General features: G+C 62.8%; 21 protein-coding genes and 2 tRNA genes. 7 read left to right on the plus strand and 16 right to left on the minus strand.

The features are described from left to right. Positions 1-5: 5 nt before the first annotated feature. From JVX91_RS26045 to JVX91_RS26055, 3 genes are all read left to right on the plus strand, one after another. The gene (locus JVX91_RS26045; protein ID WP_205336935.1) at positions 6-488 is read left to right on the plus strand and encodes a GreA/GreB family elongation factor; all 483 of its coding nucleotides are present in this window, start codon (positions 6-8) and stop codon (positions 486-488) included. A gap of 129 nt (positions 489-617) precedes the next feature. Further along, a complete protein-coding gene (locus JVX91_RS26050) occupies positions 618-962 on the plus strand; it encodes a carboxymuconolactone decarboxylase family protein (protein ID WP_205336936.1) in 345 nt (114 codons plus the stop codon). A gap of 99 nt (positions 963-1061) precedes the next feature. Beyond that, positions 1062-1436 (plus strand): hypothetical protein, encoded by a 375-nt coding sequence (locus tag JVX91_RS26055; RefSeq protein ID WP_205336937.1) that lies wholly within the window; start codon positions 1062-1064, stop codon positions 1434-1436. Positions 1437-1551: 115 nt separating this feature from the next. On the opposite strand, the gene JVX91_RS26060 is transcribed toward JVX91_RS26055, so the two are convergent. From JVX91_RS26060 to dapA, 5 genes are all read right to left on the minus strand, one after another. Next, positions 1552-1641: transfer RNA gene (locus tag JVX91_RS26060), tRNA-Ser, on the minus strand. Positions 1642-1736: 95 nt separating this feature from the next. Further along, complete coding sequence (gene purC / locus JVX91_RS26065) at positions 1737-2447, minus strand: phosphoribosylaminoimidazolesuccinocarboxamide synthase (RefSeq protein ID WP_038803299.1); 711 nt, start codon at positions 2445-2447, stop codon at positions 1737-1739. A 29-nt stretch (positions 2448-2476) separates the two neighbouring features. Next, the gene (locus JVX91_RS26070; protein WP_240201666.1) at positions 2477-3235 is read right to left on the minus strand and encodes an MBL fold metallo-hydrolase; all 759 of its coding nucleotides are present in this window, start codon (positions 3233-3235) and stop codon (positions 2477-2479) included. Further along, positions 3174-4364 carry an outer membrane protein assembly factor BamC gene (gene bamC, locus JVX91_RS26075; protein WP_205336939.1) on the minus strand — a complete coding sequence of 397 codons (1191 nt, stop codon included), beginning with the start codon at positions 4362-4364 and terminating at the stop codon, positions 3174-3176. Before bamC ends, JVX91_RS26070 begins: the two co-directional genes overlap by 62 nt. Before the next feature lie 12 nt (positions 4365-4376). Beyond that, positions 4377-5255, minus strand: a complete 879-nt coding sequence (dapA, locus tag JVX91_RS26080) for a 4-hydroxy-tetrahydrodipicolinate synthase (protein WP_205336940.1) — start codon at positions 5253-5255, stop codon at positions 4377-4379. A 172-nt stretch (positions 5256-5427) separates the two neighbouring features. On the opposite strand from dapA, the gene JVX91_RS26085 reads away from it, so the two are divergent. Continuing rightward, positions 5428-5985, plus strand: coding sequence for a glycine cleavage system protein R (locus tag JVX91_RS26085; RefSeq protein ID WP_205336941.1), 558 nt, complete (start codon positions 5428-5430; stop codon positions 5983-5985). Positions 5986-6009: 24 nt separating this feature from the next. Next, positions 6010-6483, plus strand: coding sequence for a peroxiredoxin (locus JVX91_RS26090; RefSeq protein WP_205336942.1), 474 nt, complete (start codon positions 6010-6012; stop codon positions 6481-6483). A 66-nt stretch (positions 6484-6549) separates the two neighbouring features. Here the strand turns inward: JVX91_RS26090 and JVX91_RS26095 are convergent, their stop codons facing one another. Beyond that, a complete protein-coding gene (locus JVX91_RS26095; protein WP_205336943.1) occupies positions 6550-7629 on the minus strand; it encodes an AI-2E family transporter in 1080 nt (359 codons plus the stop codon). A 39-nt stretch (positions 7630-7668) separates the two neighbouring features. Beyond that, the gene (locus tag JVX91_RS26100) at positions 7669-7920 is read right to left on the minus strand and encodes a sulfurtransferase TusA family protein (RefSeq protein WP_205336944.1); all 252 of its coding nucleotides are present in this window, start codon (positions 7918-7920) and stop codon (positions 7669-7671) included. A gap of 227 nt (positions 7921-8147) precedes the next feature. Between JVX91_RS26100 and JVX91_RS26105 the strand changes: the two genes are divergently transcribed. Then, on the plus strand, positions 8148-9584 hold the full coding sequence (locus JVX91_RS26105; protein ID WP_205336945.1) for a M48 family metalloprotease: 1437 nt from the start codon (positions 8148-8150) through the stop codon (positions 9582-9584). 62 nt (positions 9585-9646) lie between these two features. On the opposite strand, the gene nadA is transcribed toward JVX91_RS26105, so the two are convergent. From nadA to queE, 4 genes are all read right to left on the minus strand, one after another. Next, positions 9647-10705 carry a quinolinate synthase NadA gene (gene nadA / locus JVX91_RS26110; protein ID WP_205336946.1) on the minus strand — a complete coding sequence of 353 codons (1059 nt, stop codon included), beginning with the start codon at positions 10703-10705 and terminating at the stop codon, positions 9647-9649. 158 nt (positions 10706-10863) lie between these two features. Beyond that, positions 10864-10939 (minus strand) — tRNA-Lys (locus tag JVX91_RS26115). 59 nt (positions 10940-10998) lie between these two features. Further along, a complete protein-coding gene (gene queC, locus JVX91_RS26120) occupies positions 10999-11673 on the minus strand; it encodes a 7-cyano-7-deazaguanine synthase QueC (protein WP_205340105.1) in 675 nt (224 codons plus the stop codon). Between the two features lie 38 nt (positions 11674-11711). Then, the gene (queE, locus tag JVX91_RS26125) at positions 11712-12359 is read right to left on the minus strand and encodes a 7-carboxy-7-deazaguanine synthase QueE (RefSeq protein WP_205336947.1); all 648 of its coding nucleotides are present in this window, start codon (positions 12357-12359) and stop codon (positions 11712-11714) included. Positions 12360-12681: 322 nt separating this feature from the next. On the opposite strand from queE, the gene JVX91_RS26130 reads away from it, so the two are divergent. Beyond that, positions 12682-12885, plus strand: coding sequence for a DUF1508 domain-containing protein (locus JVX91_RS26130; RefSeq protein ID WP_205336948.1), 204 nt, complete (start codon positions 12682-12684; stop codon positions 12883-12885). Positions 12886-12960: 75 nt separating this feature from the next. On the opposite strand, the gene ybgF is transcribed toward JVX91_RS26130, so the two are convergent. Genes ybgF through tolR form a run of 5 tightly spaced genes read right to left on the minus strand, consistent with a single transcriptional unit; the run spans position 12961 to position 17180 of the window. Continuing rightward, a complete protein-coding gene (gene ybgF / locus JVX91_RS26135) occupies positions 12961-13803 on the minus strand; it encodes a tol-pal system protein YbgF (RefSeq protein ID WP_205336949.1) in 843 nt (280 codons plus the stop codon). A 6-nt stretch (positions 13804-13809) separates the two neighbouring features. Then, positions 13810-14316, minus strand: coding sequence for a peptidoglycan-associated lipoprotein Pal (gene pal / locus JVX91_RS26140; protein WP_017522099.1), 507 nt, complete (start codon positions 14314-14316; stop codon positions 13810-13812). 52 nt (positions 14317-14368) lie between these two features. After that, positions 14369-15667, minus strand: coding sequence for a Tol-Pal system beta propeller repeat protein TolB (gene tolB / locus JVX91_RS26145; protein ID WP_205336950.1), 1299 nt, complete (start codon positions 15665-15667; stop codon positions 14369-14371). Continuing rightward, positions 15664-16719, minus strand: a complete 1056-nt coding sequence (gene tolA / locus JVX91_RS26150) for a cell envelope integrity protein TolA (protein WP_205336951.1) — start codon at positions 16717-16719, stop codon at positions 15664-15666. Before tolA ends, tolB begins: the two co-directional genes overlap by 4 nt. Continuing rightward, positions 16716-17180, minus strand: a complete 465-nt coding sequence (gene tolR, locus JVX91_RS26155; protein ID WP_024763368.1) for a protein TolR — start codon at positions 17178-17180, stop codon at positions 16716-16718. The genes tolA and tolR overlap by 4 nt, the downstream gene beginning before the upstream one ends. Positions 17181-17199 lie beyond the last annotated feature (19 nt).

The raw sequence follows: 17199 nt of genomic DNA on the forward strand, positions 1-17199 counted from the left end.
CCGTCATGGACAAGAAACGCGCCTACCAACTCATCCTCGCTCGCCTCGCCGAAGACCTCGATGTGATCGTGCGCGCCGCTCGGACGGCCCATGAAACAGCGACCCACGAGGAGAACGTCGCCGAGAACAAGTACGACACCCTTGGCCTCGAGGCCGCTTACCTCGCCGCCGGCCAGTCGCGCCGCGTGGAGGAGATCCGCCAGGCGCTGTCGCTGTTCGAGAACCTGCTGTTGCGCGATTTCGATGACGAGCTGGGCATACAGACCAGCGCCCTGGTGCAGTTGGTCAACGAACAGGACCAGCAGCGCTGGGTCTTCCTCGGCCCGGATGGCGCCGGCGTCAAGGTGCAGTACGACGGCATGGAGATCCTGGTCATCACCAGCCGCGCCCCGCTGGGCGGCGCCCTGCTCCATCGCCACCCCGGCGATGAAGTGGAAGTGGGCACCGGCAGCGCCCGGCAGCGCTACGAGATCCTCGCCGCCTATTGATCGTGTCGGCCGCAGTCGAGCACATCGATGAAAAAACCGAGCGGAACGGACAATACCCGGCCGACCGGCTGGCGCAGACTAAGCTTCAAGGCCACACACCTTCCAACCTGGCCTCCAAGGAGAAGTATCATGCTGTTCAACTGGTCTGAATACGTTCCCGCCGTGAAAAAAGCCTTCGGTGCCCTGGGCAAGAAACATCCCAAGATGATTGCCGCCTACCAGGCTTTGGAAGCAGCCGCCGCTGACGGTGACGCCCTCGATGCCAAGACCCGCGAACTGATCGCCATCGCCGTGGCGATCACTACCCGCTGCGACGGTTGCATCGGCGTCCACGCCGAAGCTGCCCGCAAGGCCGGCGCCACCGAGGCCGAGATCGCCCAGACCCTGGCCACCGCCATCTCGCTGAACGCTGGCGCCGCCTACATCTACTCCCTGCGCGCCCTGGAAGCCTACGAGTCCGCTGCCCAGAAATAAGCCCGTGCCCGCGACGCCACCCGGCGCCGCGGGCCTGCCTCTTTTCTCAGGGGATGCGATGGGGTATCAGTGAGGTCCGCCCACGGAGCCCGTTATCCCATGCCCGAAACACCCGTCACCTTCAGCGCCTGGAAACTCATCCTCAGCATCGCCGCCGGCATCTGGTTCGGCTGTCTGGCCGTTGCAGTGACACTTTGGCTGATCTGGCACGCCGCCCCGCCCTTCCTCACCGCCCGCCCCGCACCATCAACCGAGGCTACGCCCGCGACATCCACGCCACCGCACAGCAACGAAGAGATGTTCCAGCAATACCTGCAACGCCAGCAGGCTGCGCAGGAACGGCAGAATCGGGAGATCGAGAAAGCGGAACAGGACAAACGCTTCAACAGCGCGCCATGTCAGTTCTGGCTGCAGCAGTATCAGGCTGACCCGACGCAGAAGAATCGGGAGAAGATGGATGGGTATTGCGGGTGAGAGCGGGCGAGGGAAGGACGGGATTTTTGTCCTAAATCTGTCCTAAATGGCAGGCCCGGAAAAGACGAAGCCCCTGAAACTCTAGGAACTTCAGGGGCTTCAGCCATTGCAATAATGGCGGAGAGATAGGGATTTGAACCCTAGGAACTGTTGCCAGTTCAACGGATTTCGAATCCGTCCCGTTCGGCCACTCCGGCATCTCTCCGTGCGGCGCGCATGATACCAGCTTGAAGCCCGAAGGCGAAGCCCTCTTTCAGGATTTTTTCGCGTGGTATCAGGCGCTTGCGTGCGCTCGTCGGATCAGAGCGGTACGCCGAGGCGGTGGGCCACTTCTTCGTAAGCCTCGATGACGTCGCCCAGGCCTTGGCGGAAGCGGTCCTTGTCCATCTTCTTGCGGGTTTCCTTGTCCCACAGGCGGCAGCCATCCGGGCTGAACTCGTCACCCAGGACGATCTTGCCGTGGAACAGGCCAAACTCGAGCTTGAAGTCCACCAGCAGCAGGCCGGCGTCGTCGAACAGCTTGCTCAGCACTTCGTTGACCTTGAAGGAGTAAGCCTTCATTTCGGCCAGTTGCTCCAGGGTCGCCCAGCCGAAGGCCTGGACGTGGGATTCGTTGATGAACGGGTCGCCCAGGGCGTCATTCTTCAGGAAGAGTTCAAAGGTCGGCGGAGTGAGCTGCAAGCCCTCTTCCACGCCCAGGCGGCGCACCAGGCTGCCAGCGGCGTAGTTACGCACGACGCACTCGACCGGGATCATGGCGAGCTTCTTGACCAGCACTTCGTTGTCCGACAGTAGGGCGTCGAACTGGGTCGGGATGCCGGCGGCTTCGAGCTTCTGCATGATGAAGGCGTTGAACTTGTTGTTCACCATGCCTTTGCGGTCGAGCTGTTCGATGCGCTTGCCGTCGAACGCCGAGGTGTCGTTGCGGAACAGCAGGACGAGGCGGTCGGCGTCATCGGTGGTGTAAACCGACTTGGCCTTGCCGCGATAGAGTTCTTCGCGTTTTTCCATGATGGGCTCCGCTTGCTTAGGGGGTGGGCTCAGGCGATGGTGCGCCAGTCGAGTCCAGAATGCTGATCGGCTACCTGCAGCCAGTCCGGGTCGCACCCGAGGGTGTCGACGAAGCTTTGCCGGGCCAGCTGCGGCGAGTTGTTCTTTTCGCTGAGATGCGCCAGCACCAGGTGCTGCAGGCTTTCCCAGCCCAGCTGCGCCACCAATTCAGCGGCCTGCCGGTTGTTCAAATGACCCCACTGGCCGCCCACGCGGACCTTCAGCGGGTAGGGATACGGACCGCGGGCCAGCATGTCGGTATCGTGATTCGCCTCGATGATCAATGCATCGAGGCCACGATAGCATTCCAGCACCTGCGCCGTGGCTGCCCCCAGATCGGTGAGCTGGCCAAAGCGCTTCCGGCCATCGGAAAACACGTACTGCAGGGGCTCCCGCGCATCGTGGGAGACGCTCACCGCAGTGACTTCCAGGTCTTTCAGTACCAGGCGGTCGCCGCATCTGAGCAGCCCCGCCGGGTCAACCGGCTTGCGCATTCCCTGCAGGGTACCGGCGCTGAGGTACACGGGTATTCGATGGTGCCGGGCCAGCAGTTCGACGCCGTTGACGTGATCGGAATGCTCGTGCGTGACCAGTATCGCGTCCAGCTGCCCGGGCTCTACACCCAGGCGCGCCAGACGGCGGATGGTTTCACGCAGCGGAAATCCGCAATCGATCAGTATTCGGGTGTCAGAACTGCTCACCAAGGCCGAATTGCCCCGGCTTCCGCTCCCCAGGACTGCGAAGTGCACTGCGCATACTCTCCTGGAGTTTTTCCAACACGCCCTGCGCGACGTCAGCCGGTGCGGAGGTGTTGATGTCTTTGTCGACGGTGATCTGCACCGTGTTGTTCACGTTGGTCAGGCGTACCTGGTAACGCTGCGCCTTGGCGTCTTCCTCTTCCTTGGTCTTCTCGCCACCACCGAACATGCGGCTGAAGAAGCCAGGCTTGTCTTCATCCTTCTTCTTCGCGCCTTCGGCGATGTTGACGTAGTACACGCCCAGGCTGCGGTTGAGGTCGTCGACACGGATGTCGGCACGATCCAGGGCGCGGCCCACGCTGACCCACGCGCGGTCGAAGTCGGAATCGACGGTGAGCACCGGGTTGCCGCTGCCATCCTTGCTCAGGTTGGCGGTGCCAGGGGTGTCGTAGTCGGAGTGCGCAGCAAGCAGGGAGACGGAGCCGCCCTTCTCGGCACTGGTAGCCATGTTCGCCAGCATTTCGTCGAGCAGCGCGGCGTCAAGGCTCGGCACTACCGGCTTGGTCGGCCAGTCGGCACTGGCGGTGCTGCCGGCCGGGCGTGTTTCGCTCAGCACGTAGACTTCACTGGTGTTGGTCTGCACGCCCGGCTCGATGCGCACACGAACGCGCGCTTCGCTGTCAGGCTCGACACCGCTGACGCGGCTGCTCAGTCGACGCGCCAGGGGGGCGGAAAGCTGCGACAGCGGCTGCCAGTTGGTGCTGAATTCACCGGTTTGCGGGCGCTGGTCGGCGATGGAGAAACCGTTGTCCTGGAAGAACTGGTGGGCAACCGGCCAGACTTCCGCCGGCGGACGCTGGGCGATCAGCCAGCGCGAATCACCGCTTTTCTGCAGGCTGAAGTCGCTGACTTCACCCGAACTGGCCAGCGGCAGCGGGCGCGGCACTTCGAACTCGCCTTCCTTCTCGGTGCTGGTGGCGACGTTCATCGGAATCGGCAGCAGCGGGTCCAGGGACTTGCTCTGCATGCCTTCAGGCACCTTCATCGGTGCGGTTTCACGAGCGTTGAGGTAATCGTCGCCACGGTCGCGGAAGTAGCCTTCCGGGCCCCACAGCCAGCCGCAGCCGGACGTGTTGCCAATGACCAGGGCGAGTGCAGTCAGTCCTGCCAGTCGCTTCATGCGAGGAGTTCCTTAAGCCAGGATGCCGGTCTGGCGCATGGCCTGACGCAGCGGTTCGTGGCAGCGCGGGCTGAGCCAGGTCAGGGGCAGGCGGATGCCCTCGGGAATCAGCCCCATTTCGTGCAGGGCGAACTTGACCGGGATGGGGTTGGATTCGATGAACAGTGCCTTGTGCAGCGGCATCAGGCGATCGTTGATGGCGCGGGCTTCACCGGCGTCACCGCGCATGGCGGCGGCGCACAGGTTGCTCATGGCGCGCGGGGCGACGTTGGCGGTCACCGAGATATTGCCCTTGCCGCCCATCAGCATCAGCTCGACGGCGGTGGCATCATCGCCGGAGTAGACGAGGAAGTCCTTGCCGACGCGCTCGAGCACTTCCTTGCCGCGCTGCAGGTCGCCGGTGGCTTCCTTGATGCCGACGATGTTCGGCACCTTGGACAGGCGCTCGACGGTCTCGGGCAGCATGTCGCAGGCGGTGCGGCCAGGCACGTTGTAGAGAATCTGCGGGATGGCCACGGCTTCGGCGATATGGCGGAAGTGCTGGTACAGGCCTTCCTGGGTCGGCTTGTTGTAGTACGGGGTCACCAGCAGGCAGGCGTCGGCGCCACCGCTCTTGGCGGCCTCGGTCAGCTCGACCGCTTCGCGGGTGGAGTTGGCGCCGGTACCGGCGATGACCGGGATGCGGCCGTTGACCTGGTCGACGACGCGACGGATTACGTCCAGGTGCTCGCTGACGTCCAGAGTGGCCGATTCACCCGTGGTGCCGACCGCTACGATGGCGTTGGTGCCTTCCTGCAGGTGGAAGTCCACCAGCTTCGCGAGGCTGTCCCAATCCAGTCGACCCTGAGCATCGAAGGGGGTGACCAGCGCCACCATACTGCCCGCAATCATGCAACCGCTCCTGCCGGAAAAAGAAAGCCGTAATGGTACTGTCGCCACCGGCCCCGCACAAGGTGAGCGCAGCGACGCGCGAGCGGTCGGTCATTCCCCTCATCGGCGCTTTTCGCTACCCTTTCTCCTTTGTCGATGCGGCCCGCTTGGCCGCCACTCCCAGGAAAGCTGCATGTCCACCTCTCACCCTCGTGAACAATTTCTTCTGATCAGTGCGCTGGGCCCGAACCCGATGGAGCTGACCAGCGTGCTGTGCCGCACCTGCGTCGACAACCGGTGCTCGGTGGTCAGCAGCCGCCTGACCCGCCACGGTGAGTTCAGCGCGCTGATCCTGCAGGTCTCCGGCAGCTGGGATGCCCTGGCCCGCCTGGAAGGCGGCCTGCCTCCGCTGGCCAAGCGCCACGGCTTCACCCTCAGCGTCACCCGTAGCAACGTCAACGTCACCCGCGCCCAGGCCCTGCCCTACGTGGCGTACGTCAGCGCCGTATACCGTCCGGACATTCTCAACGAACTGTGCCAGTTCTTCATCGATCACAACATCGAGCTGGAGAACCTGACCTGCGACACCTACCAGGCGCCGCACACCAACACCAGCATGCTCAACGCCACGCTCACCGTGACCCTGCCGGCCGGCACCCAGATCAGTTGGCTGCGCGACCAGTTCCTCGACTTCGCCGACGCCCTGAACCTGGACGCACTGATCGAGCCCTGGCGCCCGCAGCACCCTTAAGGACGCCTTCAAGGAGATAACCCCGTGGCAGTTGAACTGAACAAGCCCGTCGCCGATTTCCAGGCTCCGGCCACCAACGGCGTCGAATTCCGCCTGTCCGAGCTCGCCGGCAAGCAGGTCGTCCTGTACTTCTACCCCAAGGACAGCACCCCAGGCTGCACCACTGAGGGCCAGGGCTTCCGCGACAAGATTGACGATTTCGCCAAGGCCAACACCGTGGTCTTCGGCGTATCCCGCGATGGCATCAAGTCCCACGAGAACTTCAAGGCCAAGCAGTGCTTCCCCTTCGAACTGATCAGCGACAAGGACGAGGCGGTCTGCCAGCTGTTCGACGTGATCAAGCTGAAGAAGCTCTACGGCAAGGAATACATGGGCGTGGACCGCAGCACCTTCCTGATCGACGCCAAGGGCGTGCTGCGCCAGGAATGGCGCGGCGTGAAGGTACCGGGCCATGTCGATGCCGTGCTGGCCGCCGCCCAGGCGCTGAACAAGGGCTGAGCCGCGCGCCGCATGATGCGCACATGAAAAAGGCCGCTGATCAGCGGCCTTTTTCTTTTCCCGGCATTACATCATCGGGCTGACTTGCGGACTCGGCGCCGGCTGGCGCGGCCAAGCGTCCAGCACCGCCTTTACCAGGGTCGCCAGCGGAATGGCGAAGAACACGCCCCAGAAGCCCCACAGCCCGCCGAACAGCAACACGGCGCAAATGATCGCCACCGGATGCAGGTTCACCGCCTCGGAGAACAGCAGCGGCACCAGCACGTTGCCGTCCAGCGCCTGGATGATCGCGTGGGCGACCATCAGGTAGATGAACTGGTCGCTCCAGCCCCACTGGAACAGCGCGATCATCGCCACCGGCACCGTCACCACCACCGCGCCGATATAGGGCACCACCACCGACAACCCGACCAGCAGCGCCAACAACGCCGCATAATTGAGGCCCAGGACGGCGAATGCGATATAGGTCGCCACGCCGGTAATGAATATCTCGATCACCTTGCCGCGGATGTAATTGGCGATCTGCTGGTTCATCTCGTTCCAGACCTGCTTCATCAGTCCGCGCTCGCGGGGCAGGTAGCGGCGGAACCAGTGATAGAAGCGGCGGCGATCCTTGAGGAAGAAGAACACCAGGATCGGCACCAGCACCAGGTAGATCATGATGTTGACCACCACCGGAAGGCCCGACAGGGAAAAGGTCAGCGCCCATTGACCGAGCTGTCCCAACTCATTGCGCGCGGCCTCGACGGTGCGCAGCACCTGCTCCTCGGTGACCATCTCGGGGTAGCGCTCGGGCAACATCAGCAAGGTCGCCTGCCACTCGCCGAGCATGCCGGGCAGCTCATTGAACAGGGTGAACAACTGCTTCCACAGCAGCGGCACCAGCACCAGCAGGAACACGGCAAACATGCCGAGGAACAGCGAATAGACCAACCACACCGCGAACAGGTGGGGCACCCGCAGGCGCTCCAGCACCCCGACCATTCCCTGGATCAGGAAGGCGATGACCATCGCCGCCAGGACCGGCGCGAGCATTCCGCCGAACGCCAGGATCACGGTGAAGCCCAGCGTGAGAATGACCGCCAGCACTATTGCCTCCTCGTCGGAGAAATAGCGCTGCATCCAGTCCTGCAAAACCTTGAGCATGAACAGACCTGCGAAACGAAAGGGCTAACGAATCAGGAGCTACTTCTTGCGCAGCCAGTAGCGATAGACGCCGCCTTCGACCTCCTCGTGGAGCAGCGAGTGCCCGGCAAGATCGGCGAAAACACGAAAGTCCCGCTGCGAGCCGGCATCGGTGGCAGTCACCTTGAGCACGGCACCACTGGGCAGACGGTTCAGCTCGAGCTTGGCCTTGAGCAGCGGCAGCGGACAATTGAGACCGCTGGCGTCCAGCTCCGCGTCACTGGCGGGGACGGACGGCGTGGAATCGGACATCGAAACGAACTCCGGGCAGGGCGCCCAAGAATACCGAATGAACTGGAAAAGTAACCAGGATTGTCGCCGCGGTACTTGTTAATCGCACCGTCAGCAATCCTGGGTTAAAAAGGCCGTGCTGCGGAAAATGCCCACCTCGAAATACGCCGCACATCTTCCCTGCAAACTAGGCACAGGCAATTGCGTACGGCTAAAGTAGAGCCTTTCTCGGATCGAGCCTCGTGTACATGAAAGTACTCCGCCCTGCCCTGCTGTCGCTCGCTGTCACCCTCGCCGCACCAGCCATGGCGGACGACCTTCCCTCCCTGGGGGACGCCAGTTCGTCCATTGTCTCCCCGGAGCAGGAATTCCAGCTCGGCCGCGCATGGCTGAGCATGCTGCGCAATCAGGTGGACACTCTCAATGACCCGCAGCTCAAGGACTACGTCGAATCCAGCGTCTACCGCCTGGCCGAGTCCAGCGAACTGCAGGACCACCGCCTGGCGTTCATCCTGATCCGCGACAAGCAGATCAACGCCTTCGCCGCCCCCGGCGGCGTGGTCGGCGTCAACGGCGGCCTGTTCATCTACGCGCAGACCGAAGGCGAGTACATCGCCGTACTGGCCCACGAACTCGGCCACCTGAGCCAGCGCCACTTTGCCCGCGGCATCGAGGCGCAGCAACGCATGCAGGTCCCGGTGATGGCCGCCATGCTGGCCGGCATCGTCGCCGCCGCAGCGGGAGCCGGTGACGCCGGTATCGCCGCCATTGCCAGCACCCAGGCCGCGGCCATCCAGAACCAGCTGCGCTTCTCCCGGCAGAACGAGCAGGAAGCCGACCGCGTCGGCGTCGCCACCATGGTCCGCGCCGGCTACGACCCGCGCTCCATGCCCAACATGTTCGAGCGCCTGGCCCGACAGTACCGCTACGAAGGCAAGCCGCCGGAATTCCTGCTGACCCACCCGGTGACCGAGTCGCGTATCGCTGACACCCGCAACCGCGCCGAGCAGTATCCCAAGGGCGGCAAGGAAGACTCACTGCGCTACGAGCTGATGCGCGCTCGCGTCCAGCAGATGTTCGAGGACACCCCGGGCATGGCCAGCAAGCAATTCCGCGCGCAGCTCGACGAAGACCCGAAGAACGACGCCGCCCGCTACGGCCTGGCGCTCTCGCAGACCAAGATCGGCCAGCTCAACGACGCCCGCGGCAATCTCCAGCAACTGCTGGCCAAGGCACCCAACGACATCAGCTACAACCTGGCGATGGCCGATGTCGACATCACCGCCAACAAACTGCCCGATGCCCAGGCGCGGGTGCAGAAAATGCTCGGCCAGTATCCGGACAGCTACCCGCTGATACAGGCCCAGGCCGACCTGATGATGAAAACCAACCGCGCCGCCGACGCCGAGAAGACGCTGTTCAAGCTCTCCCAGCGCCGCCCGCTGGACCCGGACGTGTGGAATCGCCTGGCCGACGCCTGCACCCTGAGCGGCAACGCCATTGGCGTGTACCAGGCCCGCGCGGAGTACTACGCGCTCACCGGCGACTACAAGCAGGCCATCGAACAGCTGGACTTCGCCAAGCGTCGCGCCGGCGGCAACTTCACCCTGGCCGCTCGCCTGGATGCCCGCCAGCAGGAATTCCGCGACCAGGAGCGCATCCTCAAGGAAATGATGGGGCGCTGAGCCTTGCTGCCAACCATGAAAAAGCCCGGCATCTGCCGGGCTTTTTCATTCGTGCAATCGGATCAGGCGTTACCCGCCAGCTTCAGCCTCGCCGCCTGGGTAAAGTCGAGCATGCGCTTGAGCGGCTTGATCGCCTTGGGAATCAGCGCCGGGTCGACGAAGATTTCGCCCGAGCCTTCCTTCAGGCACGCCAGGGTGCGCTCCAGGGTATTCATGGCCATCCACGGGCAGTGCGCACAGCTGCGACAGGCCGCGCCGTTGCCGGCGGTGGGCGCCTCGATGAACTCCTTGTCCGGGCACAACTGCTGCATCTTGTAGAAGATGCCGCGGTCGGTGGCGACGATGAAGCGCTTGTTCGGCATCGTCTGCGCAGCCTTGATCAACTGGCTGGTGGAACCCACGGCATCGGCGAGATCGACCACGGCTTCCGGCGATTCCGGGTGGACCAGGATGGCGGCATCCGGATAGATCGCCTTGAGATCCTCCAGCTGCTTGGCCTTGAACTCCTCGTGGACGATGCAGGCACCGTCCCAGAGCAGCATGTCGGCACCGGTCTCGCGCTGGATGTAGCGGCCCAGATGCTGGTCCGGTGCCCAGAGGATCGGCTCGCCGTTGTCCATCAGGTGCTCGACGATTTCCACGGCGCAACTGGAGGTCACCACCCAGTCGGCGCGCGCTTTCACGGCGGCGGAAGTGTTCGCGTAGACCACCACGGTGCGCTCGGGATGCTTGTCGCAGAAGGCGGAGAACTCTTCCACCGGGCAACCCAGGTCCAGCGAACAGGTCGCCTCCAGGGTCGGCATCAGCACGCGCTTTTCCGGATTGAGGATCTTCGCGGTCTCGCCCATGAAGCGCACGCCCGCGACCACCACGGTCTGCGCCGCATGCTGGTTGCCGAAGCGGGCCATTTCCAGCGAGTCGGAGACGCAGCCACCGGTCTCCTCGGCCAGCGCCTGAATCACCGGATCACAGTAATAGTGCGCGACGAGCACAGCATTCTGCGCCTTCAACTCAGCGGCGATGGCTGCACGGTACTCGGCCTCTTCCTGCGCGCTCAGCACCCGTGGCTGCTTCGCTGCCAGGTGAGCCTGGACCAGCAGGCGTTCGGAAATCTGGGTCATCGTGTGGAAACCTCAACAGGCACGGTTCTGATTATGCCGCCGATTTTATCACCACCGCCTTCCCCGCGACGCTACGGCGATGGCCGTACGGCGGACTTTTTCCGGCACATGGCAAAAGCCCCGTGACCTTTCGATCACGGGGCTTTCACAGGATTTGTTGGTGGGTCGTGTAGGATTCGAACCTACGACCAATTGGTTAAAAGCCAACTGCTCTACCGACTGAGCTAACGACCCAACGCGAGGCGTATAATACTGATTTCTAACGCAAAAACAACACCCCGCGAAAACTTTTTTCAGAAATATCGCGTTGGGTCTTCGATTCCGGCCGCGAAGAAGCCTTCAGACCGCAGCCGACAGCTGTCACATTTACCGCACGCACGGCCGTCATCATCAGCCTGATAGCAGGAAACCGTGAGGCCATAATCCACGTTCTGGGCCATGCCAGCCTGGATGATCTGTGCCTTTGAAAGAAACTGCAGCGGCGCTTGGATGCGGAAGCCCTCGCCTTCCACACCAGCCTTGGTCGCGAGGTTCGCCATCCGTTCGAACGCCTCGACGAATTCGGGGCGACAATCCGGGTAACCGGAATAGTCCACCGCATTTACGCCGATGAAGATGTCACGCGCACCGAGCACCTCTGCCCAGCCAAGGGCAAGCGAAAGGAAAACGGTATTGCGCGCCGGCACATAGGTCACCGGAATGCCGTCGCTTGGCGCTTCCGGCACATCGATGCTGCTATCGGTCAGGGCCGAGCCGCCGATGCCGTTCAGGTTCAGGCCGATCACTTTGTGCTCGACCACACCCAGTTGGCGCGCCACACGCTCGGCGGCCTGCAGCTCTGCGCGGTGACGCTGGCCATAATCGAAGCTCATGGTGTAGCAGGCGTAGCCCTCGGCCTTGGCCATGGCAACCACGGTCGCGGAGTCCAGGCCACCGGAAAGCAGGATCACGGCCTTCTTGCCGTTCATGGCGTTCTTGTTGGACATAAAACAGGTCTCCTCCGCGCTCAGTGGCCCGGCTCGTCGTTCCAGAGAATCTTGTGCAGCTGCAATTGCAAGCGCACCGGCAGGTTGTCGCTGACAATCCAGTCCGCCAGGGCTCGAGCGTCCATCTCACGGTGGCTAGGCGAGAACAGCACGTCGCCGGCACGTTGCTCCAGGCGATACTCGATCAGCTTGGATACCGCCCAGTCATAGTCCTCGCGGGAGCAGATGACGAACTTCACCTGATCGTTGGACGTCAGCTCGCCGATGTTCTCGTAGCGATTGCGCGAGACTTCACCGGAACCGGGCGTCTTGAGATCCAGCACGCGGCTGACGCGGCGATCGGTGAGGGAGATATCCAAGGCACCACTGGTTTCCAGCGATACCTCATAGCCGGCATCGCAGAGACGTTGCAGCAGAGGAATGCAGTTCGGCTGGGCCAGCGGCTCGCCGCCCGTGACGCAGACGTAGCGCGGGCGGTACTCGGCAATGCGAGCGAGGATGGCATCGAGGGCCTGGATCTCGCCGCCACTGAAGGCATAAGCGGTATCGCAGTAGTTGCAGCGCAGGGGGCAGCCAGTCAGGCGCACGAACACCGTCGGCAAGCCGGCGGTGCGCGTTTCCCCCTGCAACGAGTAGAAAATCTCGGTAATTCGCAGGGTCTGTTGCATATCAGCCACGGGCGTGACGGCGATACAGGCCATCCGCCTCCGTTGCGTTGGAGTCGTGGGTGCGCCATGGCGCCCCGGCATACCCCGGCGGGTGCAGACATCAGCCGAGCTGAAACCGCCACCGAACCTGGGAGAGGCGGCGATTCTACCAGAGAAGAGGCGTGCCAGCCGACAGATCGAGCTTCGGCCTGGCGGTAGAGGGCTGTCGCCGTTTTCAGTTATCCACGTCGGAGCCCTTCCACACCGGTTCCGGCGTGCAGCGCGCGCTGATAGCGTCGGATTGCCGATCAGTCAGACGGCACTACTTATCAAGGAGACGAGTATGTCAGTTGCACATTTCCACGTTTACAAGGATGCCAAGAGCGAGTGGCGGTGGCGGTTCCTGGCCGCAAACTCGAAGATCATTGCCGTAAGCTCGGAGAGCTATCACCACCTCGCCGATTGCGAACACTCCATCGCCCTGGTGCAGAAAGGCGCCAACGCCCCGGTCAAGGGTGACGAGCACTTCATGCATCTGCACAAGTAGCCACCAGCCCATACACATTTCCCCACCCAATAAAAAGCCCGCGATATACGCGGGCTTTTCAGTTCGGTGCTGACCTTACTTGAGATTCTTCAGGTCACGCTGCGACAGCTGGGCGGCGGAAGTGCCCGGATACTGGGCCACGACCTGCTGCAGAATGCCACGAGCCTTGTCGGTATTACCCAGACGTCGCTCGACGTCGGCCAGCTTGTATAGCGAATCCGGCACCTTGGCGCTGCTCGGGTAGCTCTGGCTGACACGGGCAAAGGCCTGGCCGGCGCCCTGCAGGTCACCCTTGGCGAGGTTCACTTCACCCAGCCAATACTGCGCATTGCCAGCGTACTGGCTGTTCGGGTACTTGCGCAGGAAGGCGCCGAAGGCCTGACTCGCCTTGTCGAAGTCCTTGGCCTTGATCAGGTCGAAGGAGGCGTCGTAGTAGAGCTTCTCTTTTGCCGGGTCACCCGGCTCGCTGCTGGCGGCGGGCTGTTGTTGCTGGGCGGCGGCTACGCCTGCACCAGCGGCAGCTCCGGCGCTGGCGCCGGCAACGGGGGGAGTCTGTTGAACGGCAGCACCAGCCGCTCCTGCACCGGCACCGCTGGAAAGGCGGCTGTCGATGTCCTGGAAACGTTCCTGGTTTTCCTGCTTCATCTGCTGGATCTGGTTCTGCTGCTCTTCGAGCATGCCGCGCAGACGGGACATTTCGTCCTGCATCTGCTGCAGCTGCATGAACAGCTGAGCCTGACCGGAGACGGGAGTTGTCATCCCGCCTCCGGCGTAGGCGCCATCAGCGCCTGCGGTGCCATAACCCGAGGGCGGAGTGCTGGCATAGCCACCATTACCGTCCTGTACCGGAACCGCGGCTGCCGCCATGAGCGGCAAACCGCATGCGATCAAGGTCAGAAAACGCAGGCGCATCGGCATCACGTCTTACTTCTTCAGTTCAACGCGACGGTTCTGGGCCCAGGACTGCTCGTCGTGGCCAGTGGCAACCGGACGCTCTTTGCCGTAGGAGACCAGTTCCAGCTGAGCCGGGGAAACGCCCTGCAGTACCAGGTAGCGTTGAACGGCCTTGGCACGACGCTCGCCCAGAGCCATGTTGTACTCGCGGGTGCCGCGCTCGTCAGTGTGACCTTCCAGGACTACGCGCTGGCCGGAACCTTTCAGGTCCTTGGCGTGTACGTCCAGGGCACGCATGGCTTCCGGCTTCAGGTCGGAGCTGTCGTACTCGAAGTAGAAGGTGGTGATAGCGCGCAGAGCGGCTTCGTCGCTCAGGGAGCCGTCAACGGCACCGCTGTTGGCGCCGTAGCCAGCGTTCGGATCAACGCCGCCATTGGCGCCTTCACCAGTAGCATCGCCTTTCTTGGACGAGCAGCCTACGGCAACAGCCATGGCGAGGGCGATAACGGCAAATTTGCCGAATTTCAGCATTTCCATCATGTAACTCCTAATGAACCCCAGTGTATAAGTTTGAAACAGTTGGCAACCGTCAGTTCAGGTAAGGGGACCAGGAAGGCTCTCGCACGTCGCCTTGAGCGGTGGGTAGCGGTAACCGAACACGTCCGTTGATGCTCACGAGCATCAACACGCCCCGGTCCTGCTGGCGGGTGGCATATATTAGCATCGTGCCATTTGGCGCAACAGTGGGCGAGTCATCCAGGTTGGTGTTGGAAAGTACCCGGAGATTACCGCGCTGAAGGTCCTGCGCCGCGATCTGGAAGTTGGTGAAACCGTCCTGGCGGTGAACCATGACCAGGGTCTTCTCATCCGCCGAGAGTTTCGGGTTGGCGTTGTAGTTGCCGATGAAGGTCACGCGGTCGGTAGCGCCCGAGTTCACGTTCATCTTGTAGATCTGCGGTTTGCCGCCACGGTCCGACGTGAAGTACAGCGTCGAGCCATCCGCCCCCCAGAAGGGCTCGGTGTCGATCGCCGAGTTGTTGGTCAGGCGACGCAGCTGGCGGCTGCCCAGGTCCATCACGTAGATCTCCGGGTTGCCGTCACGCGACAGCACGAAGGCCAGGCGGTTGCCGTCCGGCGAGAAGGCCGGGGCGCCGTTGAGGCCTTCGAAGTTGGAAATCTGCTCGCGGCGACCAGTATCGACGTACTGCATGAAGATGCGCGGACGCTTCTGCTCGAAGGACACATAGGCGATGCGACGGCCATCCGGCGAGAAGCGCGGCGAGAGGATCGGCTCACGCGACTGCAGCAGGGTCACCGGGCGGGCACCGTCGTAGTCGGAACGCTGCAGGGTGTAGCGGGTGTTATCGACCGAGAAGCGCTCTGCAGTTACGTAGAGCAGCTTGGTGGAGAACGCCCCCTTGATGCCGGTGAGCTTCTCGAACGACTGGTCGGCGATGTAGTGCGACATGTCGCGCAGTTGGTCAGTGGTGCCGCCCACGCTGCCGGTCAGGACCTGCTGCTGGGTGGCGACGTTGAGCAGCGCGTACTGGATCTGCAGCCGGCCACCGCTGGGCACGATGCTACCCACCAGCACGTACTGCGCGCCGAGAGCCTGCCAGTCGCGGTAGATCACTTCGCTGGCCTGGGCCGGCTGGCTGATCATGTTCTGGCGCGGGATCGGCTCGAAGTAACCGGAGTTGCGCAGGTCGTTGCCGATGATGCTCGACATGTCCTCGGGCAGCACGTTGCCGCCCTGCCAGCCGAACGGAACCACGGCGATAGGGACGGCCGAGTCACGACCACTGGAGATCACCAGCGGGTCGGCGGCCTGCGCTGCGCCAGCCACCAGGGCCAGGGCGAAGAGCGCGAAGCGAATCAGGGTACTCACAGATCTAAATCCTCCGGTTTGAAGACCATACGGCGCTGACGATACAGGCTGTCGAAAGTGGCGCGATCCAGATTTTGCAGTTCGGGAATACGGCCTACGTTTTTGACCGCCGCCACCGCCGAATCGTCAAACGGCTTGTCACCACTGGAGCGAGTCACGCTCACGCTGGTGATGGCGCCGCTCGGCAACATCTGAATCAGCACTTCTACGCTCATTCCGTTACGAGCTGAAGGAGGACGGCTCCACTGCTGGCTAACCAGGCTGATGATCAGATCATCAAAGTTGCCCGCCACCTCGTTACCTTGCTCGTCGGCCAGGGCCTGTTGCCGTTGCGTGTCGTTAGACAGCAGATCGGCCAGGGCCTGGGCCTTCTTGTCTTCCGTGGCCTTGCGAGCTGCGGCAGCGGCTGACGCGGCAGCCTTCTTCTTCGCAGCCTCGACCGCGGCAGCCTTCTTCTTGGCTTCATCCGCGGCGGCTTTTTTCTTCGCGTCCTCGGCGGCCTTCTTCTTGGCGTCCTCGGCAGCTTTCTTCTTCGCCTCTTCAGCGGCCTCTTTCTTGGCCTCTTCCTCGGCTTTCTTCTTGGCGATATCCGCCTGCTGCTTCTGCTCGGCAGCCTTGGCCTCAGCCGCTTTCTTGGCGGCCGCGGCGGCATCGGCCGCCTTCTTGGCGTCGTCTGCCTTCTTGGCTTCCGCAGCTTTCTCGGCTGCATCTGCAGCCTTTTGAGCCGCATCGGCCTTCTTTTGTTCCTCGGCTTTCGCAGCAGCCAATGCCTGCTGCTCAGCCTTCTTCTGCTCGAGCTGCTCCTGCTCGTATTGCTTGGCCGAAGTTTTCTTGGCCTCGCCGGCTATCTTCTGGTTGGTCTGCTGGGTCGCCTGGCTCTTGGACTTCAGCTGGTACAGGGTCGCCTGGACGATCGGCCGCGAAGGCGGCAATTCAGGCGTGCTGGCCCAGCTGACGAACAGCATGGCGAAGATCAGGACATGCAGGGCCACGGCCAGGACCGTTGGCCAGAAGTAGCCTTCCGATTGAGAGCGCTCGAGCTGGTGCATCAACTACCTGGTGCCTCGGTAATCAGACCGACGTTGCCGACTCCGGCTTTCTGCAGACCGCCCATGACGGCCATGACCGAGCCATAGTCGACTGCCTTGTCCCCACGGACGAAGACCTGGACTTTCTTACCCTGGCGGCTGTTCTCGGCCATGATGCCGGTGGCGGCGTTGACCAGTTGATCGAGGTCCACGGCAGTCTGGCTGCCCTTGCCCTGATCCGGGTCCACTTCCGAGCCCATGTTCCAGTAGTAGGTCTTGTCGGCCTTGATGGAGATGGTGAGCACGCGGGAATCGTTATCCTGCGGCAGCGCCTCACTGGACACCTTGGGCAGGTCGACCTTGACCCCCTGGTTCAGCATCGGAGCGGTCACCATGAAAATGACGAGCAACACCAACATCACGTCGATGTAGGGCACCACGTTCATTTCGGCGACCGGCTTGCGCTTGTGACGAACTCTTGCCATGACGGCTTACCTCTTGGTC

Origin of the sequence: Pseudomonas sp. PDNC002 (assembly GCF_016919445.1) — a bacterium.
Lineage (GTDB): Bacteria > Pseudomonadota > Gammaproteobacteria > Pseudomonadales > Pseudomonadaceae > Pseudomonas.